The organism is Stetteria hydrogenophila, assembly GCF_054657575.1.
On the sequence record NZ_BAAHYL010000001.1, the window covers coordinates 16,800 to 27,853 of the forward strand.

General features: G+C 62.5%; 10 protein-coding genes, 1 tRNA gene and 1 pseudogene. 4 read left to right on the forward strand and 8 right to left on the reverse strand.

Annotation, left to right across the window (positions count from 1 at the left end):
- Window positions 1-34 precede the first annotated feature (34 nt).
- Window positions 35-1,168, forward strand: a complete 1,134-nt coding sequence (locus tag ACYQ3J_RS00105; RefSeq protein WP_460122795.1) for a DUF1512 domain-containing protein — start codon at window positions 35-37, stop codon at window positions 1,166-1,168.
- Window positions 1,169-1,170: 2 nt separating this feature from the next.
- Window positions 1,171-1,500, forward strand: a complete 330-nt coding sequence (locus ACYQ3J_RS00110) for a hypothetical protein (protein WP_460122798.1) — start codon at window positions 1,171-1,173, stop codon at window positions 1,498-1,500.
- A gap of 85 nt (window positions 1,501-1,585) precedes the next feature.
- On the opposite strand, the gene ACYQ3J_RS00115 is transcribed toward ACYQ3J_RS00110, so the two are convergent.
- From ACYQ3J_RS00115 to ACYQ3J_RS00135, 5 genes and pseudogenes are all read right to left on the reverse strand, one after another.
- Complete coding sequence (locus ACYQ3J_RS00115) at window positions 1,586-1,924, reverse strand: nucleotidyltransferase domain-containing protein (protein WP_460122801.1); 339 nt, start codon at window positions 1,922-1,924, stop codon at window positions 1,586-1,588.
- A gap of 142 nt (window positions 1,925-2,066) precedes the next feature.
- Window positions 2,067-2,861, reverse strand: coding sequence for an ABC transporter ATP-binding protein (locus tag ACYQ3J_RS00120; protein ID WP_460122804.1), 795 nt, complete (start codon window positions 2,859-2,861; stop codon window positions 2,067-2,069).
- Window positions 2,858-3,910 (reverse strand): FecCD family ABC transporter permease, encoded by a 1,053-nt coding sequence (locus tag ACYQ3J_RS00125; protein ID WP_460122807.1) that lies wholly within the window; start codon window positions 3,908-3,910, stop codon window positions 2,858-2,860. Before ACYQ3J_RS00125 ends, ACYQ3J_RS00120 begins: the two co-directional genes overlap by 4 nt.
- A gap of 282 nt (window positions 3,911-4,192) precedes the next feature.
- A pseudogene (locus ACYQ3J_RS00130) lies at window positions 4,193-5,308 on the reverse strand (iron ABC transporter substrate-binding protein); the annotation flags it as partial.
- Between the two features lie 88 nt (window positions 5,309-5,396).
- Complete coding sequence (locus tag ACYQ3J_RS00135) at window positions 5,397-6,074, reverse strand: FmdE family protein (RefSeq protein ID WP_460122810.1); 678 nt, start codon at window positions 6,072-6,074, stop codon at window positions 5,397-5,399.
- A gap of 194 nt (window positions 6,075-6,268) precedes the next feature.
- Between ACYQ3J_RS00135 and ACYQ3J_RS00140 the strand changes: the two genes are divergently transcribed.
- Window positions 6,269-7,006, forward strand: coding sequence for a 3'-5' exonuclease family protein (locus ACYQ3J_RS00140; RefSeq protein ID WP_460122813.1), 738 nt, complete (start codon window positions 6,269-6,271; stop codon window positions 7,004-7,006).
- A 134-nt stretch (window positions 7,007-7,140) separates the two neighbouring features.
- On the opposite strand, the gene ACYQ3J_RS00145 is transcribed toward ACYQ3J_RS00140, so the two are convergent.
- The 3 genes from ACYQ3J_RS00145 to cysS all read right to left on the reverse strand — a co-directional run bounded on the left by ACYQ3J_RS00145 (window position 7,141) and on the right by cysS (window position 9,924).
- Window positions 7,141-7,989 (reverse strand): hypothetical protein, encoded by an 849-nt coding sequence (locus ACYQ3J_RS00145; RefSeq protein WP_460122817.1) that lies wholly within the window; start codon window positions 7,987-7,989, stop codon window positions 7,141-7,143.
- Between the two features lie 362 nt (window positions 7,990-8,351).
- Window positions 8,352-8,429 (reverse strand) — tRNA-Arg (locus ACYQ3J_RS00150).
- 67 nt (window positions 8,430-8,496) lie between these two features.
- A complete protein-coding gene (gene cysS / locus ACYQ3J_RS00155) occupies window positions 8,497-9,924 on the reverse strand; it encodes a cysteine--tRNA ligase (RefSeq protein ID WP_460124502.1) in 1,428 nt (475 codons plus the stop codon).
- 171 nt (window positions 9,925-10,095) lie between these two features.
- Between cysS and ACYQ3J_RS00160 the strand changes: the two genes are divergently transcribed.
- On the forward strand, window positions 10,096-10,851 hold the full coding sequence (locus ACYQ3J_RS00160; protein WP_460122820.1) for a HesA/MoeB/ThiF family protein: 756 nt from the start codon (window positions 10,096-10,098) through the stop codon (window positions 10,849-10,851).
- Window positions 10,852-11,054: the final 203 nt, after the last annotated feature.

The following is an 11,054-nucleotide window of genomic DNA, read 5'->3' on the forward strand; positions in this document are numbered from 1 at the left end:
CGGGGAGCAGCGAGGGCTCGGGGGTACCGTTCAAGTGCCGGCAACGCTGCTCCAGACGGGGGGCGACGCCAGCCTCCCAGACTGGATATCAGCGATAAGCCAGTTAGTCTTCCTGATAATATTCATCCTGCTCTTCCTCGGGGCCAACCAGAGGTTCCAGGTCTACATGTGGAAGGGGGGCATCAAGGCGAAGCTCGCCGTTCTGGAGGCCATGGCGCTTGAGGCGAGGGAGAAGACGAGGAAGTTCATGCTGGAGAACAGGGCCCGGAACGTGGATGAGACCCTCTCGAAGGTCATAGACTTCTTCGTGATCTCACCTGTCGACATCGAGCCAGTGGATATAATCAAGAGGATGGACCACCTCTTCAGCGTGAGGAGGCTGAGGCTCAAGAACCTCTTCCGCGACGCCATGCCGGAGGCGGACGAGTACGTGAGGAGCAGGGCGGAGACCGCGGGGGAGATAGCGGGTGCCCTTAACTTCATCTACAAGTACGTGAGGCACCTCCTCCTCTACGGGGAGAAGACGAGGAACTGGGTGCTCATAATGCAGCTCCAGCTCGTGATGCCGCAGATACTCAGGGTAGCCAAGACGTACAGGAACGCCATGGAGGACTTCCTGAAGGGCGTCCCGGTCGGCGACGGCGCCGGCCCGCTCGTCGCCTCGATGCTCGCCGGCCCCCAGGCGGAGTGGAGGGAGGTCGAGGAGGAGACCGTCGCCTCCGAGGTGGACTTCGAGGGCAGGAGGCTGGTGCTAGTCAAGGCGAAGGGGCCGGCTTCAAGCGTCGGCAGGCCAGGCCTCGCCGTCGAGAAGCTTGTCACGGACTACGTGAGGCGCGGGGTGAAGCCCTCCCTCATAGTCACCGTCGACGCCGCCCTGAAGCTTGAGGGGGAGGAGACGGGCTCCATCGCGGAGGGCGTCGGGGCCGCGATTGGCGACCCCGGCCCGGAGAAGATAAGGTTCGAGAGGGTCGCGGCGGAGCACGGGATCCCGCTGAGGGCGGTGGTGGTCAAGATGTCGGAGGAGGAGGCGATAACGGCCATGAAGAAGGAGATATACGAGGCCGCCAGGAGGGCTGTGGAGAGGGTGAAGGAGATAGTGAGGAGCGAGGCGAGGCCCGGCGACTTAGTCATAGTCGCCGGGATAGGGAATACCGTGGGGGTGGCCTAGCCTTGCCACTCACCCCCCAGGGCGAGACCCCAGCCTGGCTCAACGCCCTCATGCTACTATTCCTAACCGTCACCACACTATACATGCTACTCCAGATGAAGGAGAGGGAGGAGGAGGCGGAGGAGGAGAGGAGGCTAGTCACCATCGAGGCCTGCGGCTCCAAAACCGTGGAGAGGGAGTACAAGCCGGGCGACTACGTGGGCAAAATGGTTGGGACCTGCGAGGACGGCTCGCCGAGGAGGATAGAAGCAATCTACGCCGTCAAAGCCCCGAAGGGCAGGAAGGGCCTCCTAGGCCTAGGAGCCAGGCAGCCACGCCCGAAGGCCCCCTAACAGCCAGGCCCCAGCGTCCAGAAGGCGCCCCGAAGCCGGCCCCCAACCCCCAAGAGTGCGGGGATCCCCGCCGCCAGGGCGGCTCCTAGGCGTTGCGCGGCTGGCGGGTTGGGTGTACCAGTATCATCCTGCGGGCGTGTCTGTAGTACCACTCGGCCTCCTCGCTGCTGGCGAGGTGTATCTCGTAGGGGTGGAATGGGGGTAGCCCGGCCTCCTCCTCGATCCTCGCTATGGCCTCCCACCTATCCCTAGCCCTGCGGGGCACGTTCTCGGATACTATCAGCACGTCTACGTCGCTGCCGCCAGTCGCCCTGCCCTCGGCGACGCTGCCGAAGACGTAGACCCTGCACTCGCCCAGCACCCTCTCCGCGGCCACAGCTATCCTGCGCGTCCACACCCTCCACTCACGCGCAAGCCTCGCCATCTCAACCCGTGACTTCAAAATTCCGGATAAGACCTACCACCCTCCCGGGCTACTCTGACAAGGCTCCCCAGCCCGGGTGAATACCGTTTACGCAGGGCCTCCCGGAGCTGCCCCGCCGGCTGCGGGGAGGAGGCTGGCTGGCCTACCGCGGGGAGCCCCTGCGGGGGAGAGGCGCTTGCACGGCGGGGTCGGGGAGGGGGAGGATGATGGGGGCCCCGTTGACCTCTACCAGCTCGGCTTTCACGCCGTACACCTCCTCGAATATCTCCGGCTTGACCTCTCCCCTCCGGGCGTTGGCTGCTATCCTCCCGTTCTTCATGAATATGAACCTGTCGCCGAAGCGTAGCGCCAGGTTGACGTCGTGCATCACCGCTACCACGACGCCGCCCGAGTCGGCGAAGCCCCTCGCTATCCTCATGACCTCCAGCTGGCTCTTGATGTCCAGGTTGTTCGTGGGCTCGTCGAGGAGGAGGATCCTGGGCTCCTGGGCCAGCGCCCTGGCCAGTGCGACTTTCTGCAGCTCCCCGCCGCTCAGCGTGCTTGTGGGCCTGAGGGCGAGGTGGCTGATGCCGAGCGCCTCGATCGCCCTCCTCGCGGCCTCCAGGTCCCTCAGTGAGGGCCTGAGGCCCATGTAGGGCCTCCTGCCGAGGAGGACGGTGTCGAAGACCGTTAGTGGCGTGGGCTCGACCCTCTGGGGCACGTAGGCCAGGATCCCGGCCAGCTCCCCCCTGCTGTAGGCCTCCACGGGCCTCCCGTAGATCCTGACCCCCCGGCACTGTAGGAGGCCGGCGATGCACTTGAGGAGCGTCGACTTGCCCGCCCCGTTGGGGCCGAGTATGACCAGGAACTCGTCCTCCCGGGCCTCTAGGCTCACCCCCCTAAGGACGGGCCTCCCGTTGTAGGAGTAGTGGAGCCCCTCAACCTCCACCGGCTTCATGCTCTCCCCTCCATTCTCACGAGGAGGTAGAGGAAGAGGGGGGCCCCGAGGAAGGAGGTGACCACCCCGACCGGGAGAGTCACTGGGGCCATCACGAGCCTCGCCACGGTGTCGGCGGCGAGGAGGAGCAGGGCCCCCGCCAGGGTGGAGAGGGGGATGAGGTGCCGGTAGTCGCCGCCCGCGACGAGCCTCACCGCGTGGGGCGCTATGAGGCCCACGAAGCCTATCACCCCGACGAAGGCGACGCTCACAGCCGTCAGGAGGGAGGCCAGGAAGGCCGACACGAGCCTCACCCTCCTAACGTCCACGCCCAGGGACCTCGCCACGTCGTCCCCCATCAGGGTGGCGTTCAAGTCCCAGCCCTTGAGGGTGAAGTAGGCGAAGACGGGGGCGAACACCGCGAGCATCACCGCGTCCTCCCTCCACGTGGCCCTGCCGAGGTCGCCGAAGCTCCAGTGCACCATCGCCGCCAGCTCGAGCTCGCTGGCGAAGTACTCGAGCAGCGTGGTGAGCGCTGAGAAGAGGGAGGCCATCGCCATCCCCCCAAGTATCATCGCCTGGGGGCTCAGCCCCCTGAGCCTGGCAAGGGTGAGGATGACCACCGTCCCAGCCATCGCCCCGAGGAAGGCGAAGAGAACCGTGGAGTAGGGGTTGAGGAGCACGGTCCTGCCGCTGCTCTCCTCGTAGCCCGCCCCGAGCGCTATCGCGAGGCAGGCCCCGAACATTGCCCCGTGGGAGACCCCCATGGTGAACGGGGTGGCGAGGGGGTTCTTCAGGAAGCCCTGCATCACCGCGCCAGCTACAGCCATCGAGCCCCCCACGAGCACCGCGGCCACGATCCTGGGCAGCCTGATCTCCCACACCACGAGGCGCGCCCGGCCGCCGCAGCCGCCGAGGAGGCAGTCCACGGCCTCGCGGATGGAGAGGTCGTAGGAGCCGTGGGAGAGGGAGTAGAGGCCGACCAGGACTATTAACGCTAGGAGGGAGGCCCCGAGTAAAGCCTTCCTAGCCACGTAGCCCTCGTAAGCCGCTAGAATGTCCCCAGCCATACCCTAATCCCCGGGAGCCACGCGGGTCCTGCCGCCCCACCACCGGGCCTCTGCAACGCCGTCCAGGGCCTCCCCGGCCGCGTGGCAGCCGCCGGGGAAGCCCGTGATGTCGGAGTAGCCATTGCCCGCCGTCGCCTGGGAGGCGGCCTCGAACCCAGCCAGGCTCACGGCCGCCGGGCTGCCCCCGACACAGGCGAGGTCCACCAGGAGCCTCGGGCTACCCGGGTCGTAGCCGGCCTCCCCGCCGGCCCCCTCCGCCTTGAAGGTGAGCGGCTGGAACGTGAGGGTCCCGTTCACTATCACGAGCCTCCCGAAGCCGCCGTACTTCTCAGCCATCTCCCTGTAGACGGGCTTGCCCACGAGGAAGGTGTATATCTCGTCCGCCTTCTCCACGGGGTCGACGTCGCTGAACCGGTCAGGGTAGAGCACCTTCCCGACGAAGTAGGCGTCCGCCAGGGCCGTCCCGATGTTGGTCGCGTAGAAGTTGAAGGGCAGCACCGTGTAGACCCTCCCCTCCCTGAAGGCTGTGAGGGAGTTGTAGAAGTCGGGGTTCTCCTCGTAGTCGTCCATGACCAGCTTGAGGCCCCCCTCGTCTATGAATATGACATCGGGGTCCCACTCCAGTATCTGCTCCTTATCCACGAATAAGTGGCCCGTGCCGAGCTCGTCCACGGGGCTCCTCGCGTGGACTGCCACGAAGGGGGGCCACTTGGCCTCAGTGCTCTCAATGCCGTGCATCCCCTTGTAGCCGACGCCGCCCACGTAGACCGTCGGGCTCACGGCGCCCTCCGTGCGCTTCTCGAGGTCCTCCAGAGTGGACTTGATGAACTCCACCACCTGCCTGGCCCTCTCCTCCTTCCCGAGGATCTCCCCTGCGAGCATTAGGGACTTGAACAGGGGCTCCGAGGAGAACGTCGCGTGCTTGCCGTAGCTAAGGACGACGACGGGGATCCCTGTCTTGGCCTGGATGTCGTCAGCAGTCTTCGCGTCGACGTAGGTCATGAAGATCACGTCAGGCTTCACCTTCACGACGGCCTCGAGGTCGGGGAGCCTGACCCCCGGCCCCCCGGGGCCTATCACCGGCAGGTCGAGGAGCTCGGGGTGGGCCATGATGTAGGGCCTACCCACGGGGCCCCAGCGCTTCTCGCACTCCTCAATCCCCACCACCTTGTCGGAGGCGTTGAGGTAGACTATCAGCCTCAGCGCCCCGGGGCCGACGGCCACAACCCTCTCAACCCTCACCGGGACCCTGACCTCCCTCCCGGCGAGGTCGACCACCACCCTGTACTGCTGCGCGGCCTGCGCAGGCGCCTGCGTCGTGGTTTGCGCGGGCGCCCCCGTAGTCGTACTCGTGGCGGCGGCCCCCGCGGCTGGGGTAGTAGCGGCGGCCTGCCCCACGCCCCCCCGGCCGTGGTACCACCAGGACGCGGAGGCCGCTAGGAGGATGACCACCGCGAGGACTACGGCCGCCAGCCTCCTCTCCACGCTAGACCACCTCCACAATCCTCCCGTTAACGATCTTCACGATCCCCCTGCCCACGACGCCGTAGTAGGTGCCGAGGCACCTGAGGCAGAGCCCGCCCTTGACCCGGGTGGCCATCGCCAGCTCCCCGCAGCGCCTGCACCTCACGCTCTCGAAGACGGGGGCCCTCTCGATCGGGTCGACCCTTACGTGCTCTACCTTGAACTCGTCCTCCCCCATCTCCTCCAGTATCCTCCAGGAGATCTCCTCGAAGAGCCTCCTCAGCCTCGCCGCCTCCTCCCTCGTGCCCTCCCTCCTCGCCACGACCTTTCTGAAGAGCTCAACCGCCTCCGGGTCGAAGTACTTCCTCCTCACCTCCTCAGCGTCGAAGTACACCCTGACGCCCCTCCAGTCGCTCCTCCTGACGAGCGTGAGGGCGTTCTTCCCGAGGTCCAGGTAGATCAGGGAGTTGTTCCCGAAAGTACAACCCGTGACGACCTGGACCCCGTCAACCATGCAGTTATTAGCCTCCACGATAGCGAGGAGGTCCTCGTGCAACCCGTCAGTCCTCCCAACCCCAAGCTTCTCCATGGCGATAACGGACATCTTAACGCCGAGCGCGAGGTACGGGCATATGTGCCCGTGGAACTCCCCCGCCTTCACCAGCAGCTCCCTGAGGCCCCCCGCAGCCGAGGCCCCCAAGCCTGGATACACCTCCCAAAATATGAGGGTGCACCGATTCAATTAAATGACTGACTCCATAACCAACCCAGGCAAACGCCAAGAACACCACTTATATCAGGAAGCCCGCACCAGCTTCGCGCTGGAAGAACCACCCAAACACGGCAAACCCCAAGCCCCATAGCCGAGGCTCGAAACACACCCGAGGGGAAGGCTTGAAGGGACCCCCGCCAAGCCCCGAAGAGACCGGTGGGGAGGCGTCAATAAGGTACTACTGCCCCCCGCTCCGCAGGGCGGGGAAGTTGAGGCTGTACCTCGACGTTGAAACCTACAGGCCCAGAAAGGGTGCCTCATTCACTGAAGAAAGGGTAATCGCCGTCGGCGTCCTGGAGGATTGGACGCCCTACGCGCCAGACTCGGCTGGAGAGTGGGGCCGGGTCAAGTGTCGGTACTTCACTGAGTGGGAGCTGGGAAGCGAGCGCAATGTAGTCAAGGAATTCTACGACTACCTCAAGGGACTAATCCGGGCCAGGCGTGGCGGGAAGGTAAAGTCCATTGAGGTAGTGGGGTTTAACGTGCTCAGGTTCGACATTCCCCTCCTCATACAGAAGGGTGCAGAGTATGGAGTAGGCAGTGTAGCCGAGCTAAACAGGCTGTGGTACGACACCTTCACCAGGGACCTTTTCCAGGCAGCCCTGCCAGTCAACAACATGAGGTTTCAGGGGCTAACCCTCGGCTACCTAGCTAGCAAACTCCGGGAAGCAGGGTTCAACATACCCGAGCTTCACGGCAAAGGCGTCGACGTGAAGGACTGGTACGAGAAGGGAAAGTACGGTGAAATAATAAAGCACCTGGAGACCGACCTGAAAACAACGCGTGTAATAGACTTGAGGTACTGGAGCCTCTTCGAGCAACTCCACGGAGCCACCTCCTCGGCAACCCCCGGCTCCTAGGCGTGAGGAAGCAAGCCTGCCCCGCCTGGCATCATAATCATCAATCTACCGCGAAGTCTTAAGCAGCCAATGTTAGGGTTGTTCGCTCCTCTATGCCAGCGCCCTGAACGAGAGCCAAGACTACAGGAGGTAAATTAGCTGTTAGAAACGTATACCTCATACCATAAGCGGTTTAATGTCTCCCCAAAGGGTATGTACACCACGATGAATTCGTATTTATCCCCATACTTTTGCTTCTCCCTCTTGAAGGCTTCAATGAACTTCTTCTGGCTAATTGTATAAGAACTATCATTAAAAGGATTAGAGGATTTTACCTCTACTATATACACTTTGTATGGTTTAACGACCTTTACATTTATTTCCTTTATATCAGCTTCTTCCCCAAACCTGTTACGCTTCTTTTCCAAAACTATTTCCCAGTCCCCCACCTCATGGAAGTACATGCAAACAACATCCGGCCTATACTTTGATTCTATAATTATTTTAAATAAATTTATATCCGAGGAAAAGTCGACTACCTTAATATTATTTTCAATGATTTGATCTCTGTCATCATTTTGTTCTTCAAACAAAACATATTCGGTGAATAAATCGATGTAGAACCCTAATATTTCAGGCAAATCCTCAGGCTTTATCCAGATCTGGTCCGGCTTCACTATTCTTAGCTTGTAGGATTTGCATGGAAGAAGCGGTATGAAGTCGCTGAAGATGTAGCCTCCAAATAAGCGGTTCACGCCGCCTAAAATCTCATGTATACTGGCAGAGTAATGTTTTGCCCAAAGGGCTCCTATTAGGTTTGCTCCTCGCATACCGTATTTTACTGCTAACTTCTCTACTGCAATACTGTGTGTAAGACATTTATTCCAAGGGTAGCTATGAGAAAAGATCAGCATATAGCGTTCGCCCTTGTCACGCCTTGGTTGTGGGCATACACTACTCAATAAATATCTGAAAAACAATATCTCACTAAACAAGCCAGTCATCCTTACGAGGGTTAAGTGATCGAATTCAACGTTGATATAGCGTCTGCCTACTCTTCGCAGAAAGCTTCTTAGATTAATCATTGCCCCCCACTATTTGAAGTTAACTTGACAGAATTAGTTTAAATGCTTCACGTCGCACAAAGGGCGGGCAGTATTGGTGAGTTGGGTAGACATCCACGTAGATCTTAGAAATTTGCTTTGAAGCCAATGCATTCATTCATTCCTAGCTCGCGGCCTCCACGTATGCAGAAAGGTTATTGCCGGGTCTCTCGAATGAAATATGGAAGCTCTTGTAAAAGAGGGATTGCATTCAATTTCTATCCATTTTTAATGGGGAGCTTTTAATGGGGAGTGGCTTGAAGTGGCGGGCCCGCCGGGATTTGAACCCGGGACCGCCGGCTTAGAAGGCCGGCGCCCTGTCCTGGCTAGGCTACGGGCCCGCCGCCTCCCCGTTGTAGCCGCGGCGTGGTGGGGGGTTTAGTTTTAACCCTGCGGGGCTGGAGGGGGTTAGCTTTGGCGTTCGATGTACCACTCGGTGCGGTCCTTGTAGTCTAGTAGCCTTATGCCTAGCTTCATGAGCTTCTCTCTTATGGCGTCGCTTAGCTGGTACATCTTCATCTTCCTCAGCTCGCTCCTCACCTCGACTATTAGGTCGACGAGCTGGTCTAGGGGGATTGCTTGCTCCCAGTGGGCTTGGGAGAGCTCCTCGTCTATGACGCCTAGTACCTCGTTGTATGCCCTGAGGTTGTCGAGTGCTAGGAGTGCTAGGGCTGAGTTGGTGGTGGAGGCTACGTCCTCGAATATGGTGGAGAGGGTGGAGCGGACGTGCCTGAGCGCCCCCGACATGTTGAAGTCCTTGGCCATCTCCTCGTGGAAGCCCTTGAGGTCCCTTGTGAGCTTCCTGGCCACCGCTAGCTCCTTGTCGGTGATGGAGTGCGCGGGGCCGAGCTGCCTGGCGAGCCTTGAGACGAGCTGCGCCGCCCTGCTTAGCCTCTCAGCTAGCTCCCTTGCCTCCTCGAGCGCCTGCTCGCTGTAGTCCATCTGGGCGCGGTAGCGGGTGCTGAGGATCCAGAGCCTGACCGCCCTGGGGCCCCACTTCTTGAGCGCCTCCCTCGCGGGTATGATGTTGCCTAGGCTCTTGCTCATCTTCTCCCCGCGGATGGTCAGGTAGCCCGCGTGGAGCCAGTACCTGACCCAGGGCCTCACGCCCAGCGCGGCCTCGCTCTGAGCCTTCTCGTTCTCGTGGTGGGGGAAGATGAGGTCCTGGGCTCCGCCGTGGATGTCGATCCTCTCCCCGAGGAACCTAGTGCTCATCACGCTGCACTCGATGTGCCACCCGGGCCTCCCCCTGCCCCAGGGGCTCTCCCACCAGGGCTCCCCGGGCTTCGCCGCCTTCCAGAGGGCGAAGTCGTAGGGGTGCCTCTTCTCCGCGGCGAACTCCTCCTCCTGCCTCCACTGCTCCCTGGAGCGCCTGCCGCTCAGCTCCCCGTAGTAGATGTACTTGTCAACGTCGAAGTAGACGCTGCCGCTGGGGGCGACGTAGGCGAATCCCTTATCGATCAGGACCTGGATGAAGTCTATGATCTCCCTTATGTGCTCTGTGACCCTGGGGTGGTAGTGGACCCTGACCCCGACCTCCTCTAGGACCTCGAGGTAGCTCCTGGCGTAGTGGTCGGCTAGCTCCCTCCAGTCCCTCCCCTCCTCCCTCGCCCTCCTAATGATCTTGTCGTCGATGTCAGTAATGTTCTGGACGTGGATGACGTCGTAGCCGGCCAGGCGGAGGTACCGCTTGATGCCGTCGAACGCTATGAAAGTCCTCAAGTGGCCCAGGTGCGTCTCATCGTAAACCGTGGGGCCGCAGACGTACATCCCCACCAGCGGGGGGTTGAAGGGCTCGAAGACCTCGAGCCTCCTGCCCAGCGTGTTGAAGACCATAATCCTAGCCAGCACCAGCCACCCCGCAAGCCCCGGAGGGCCCAGCGCCCGCGACGCGCGGCCCCCGCCTAAAATGAAGCCAAGAGCCCGGGCGGCGCCAGAAGGCCCTCTGGGGGCCTCTGGCCCCACGTTATTACGGCTTGCCCCCGCCACTCCCCCGAGGGGCTCGCGGTGCCGGGGGGCTCCGGTGCTTCCGGGTTTGAGAGGTACGCTAGGCAGCTCTCCTTGATCGGCCGCGAGGGCCAGGAGGCGCTGGGTAGGGCCCGAGTGGCCGTCGTGGGCCTCGGGGGGCTCGGGAGCGCGGTCGCCCTGTACCTCGCCGCCGCCGGGGTCGGCGAGCTGGTCCTGGTCGACGGGGACGTCGTGGAGGTGCACAACTTGAACAGGCAGATCCTCTACGAGGCCAGCGACGTGGGCCTCCCCAAGGCCGTGCTGGCGGCGAGGAGGGTTAGAGCGTTGAACCCCGGGGTCAGGGTTAGGCCCGTCCAGGCCCGGATCCGCCCGGGGAGCGCCGGGGAGGCCATCGGGGATGTCGACGTGGTTGTGGACTGCCTCGACAACTGGGAGGCGAGGCTCGCCCTCGACGAGTACGCCTGGAGCGCCGGGATCCCCCTGGTCCACGCAGCCGTCGACGGGTGGCACGGCCAGCTCACCGTCGTGAAGAGGGGGGTGACGACGTGCCTCGCCTGCCTCGCTCCCGGGAAGCTGGCGGGGAAGCCGGTGCCAGCCATCGGCCCAGCCGTCGGGCTGGTAGGCGCCCTCGAGGCGCTCGAGGTGCTGAAGCTGGTCACGGGCGTCGGGGAGCCCTCCTACAACAGGCTCCTAGCCGTGGACGCCCTCACACCCTCCATTGAAGCGGTGGAGCTGGAGCCCGTCCCGTGCGAGCCGTGCAGGGAGAGGCTCAAGGCAAGGCTGGGGGGCCGGTGAGCCTCCCAGGGTGGCCGGTCAGTGTCTAGCGGCCGCTTCACAGGCCCCGAGGCGGGGCCTCGATCCCTTGGTGGTCCCCCGCTCACCCCGGCCTGGGCTTGTTGAATAGTACTACTGGCCCCTCTTAAGGGAGGCGGCGCCACGCGGGGGCGGGTGTCCCCTATAGGCCCCGCCGGGGGCTACGCTGCGGGGGAGGCTGGAGG

Bases quoted from the DNA above. Each gene is read 5' to 3' on its own strand.
- ACYQ3J_RS00115 (WP_460122801.1), bottom strand. From the start codon at position 1,924: ATGGCGAGGCTTGCGCGTGAGTGGAGGGTGTGGACGCGCAGGATAGCT.
- ACYQ3J_RS00120 (WP_460122804.1), bottom strand. From the start codon at position 2,861: ATGAAGCCGGTGGAGGTTGAGGGGCTCCACTACTCCTACAACGGGAGG.
- ACYQ3J_RS00125 (WP_460122807.1), bottom strand. From the start codon at position 3,910: ATGGCTGGGGACATTCTAGCGGCTTACGAGGGCTACGTGGCTAGGAAG.
- ACYQ3J_RS00145 (WP_460122817.1), bottom strand. From the start codon at position 7,989: ATGACTGGCTTGTTTAGTGAGATATTGTTTTTCAGATATTTATTGAGT.
- cysS (WP_460124502.1), bottom strand. From the start codon at position 9,924: ATGGTCTTCAACACGCTGGGCAGGAGGCTCGAGGTCTTCGAGCCCTTC.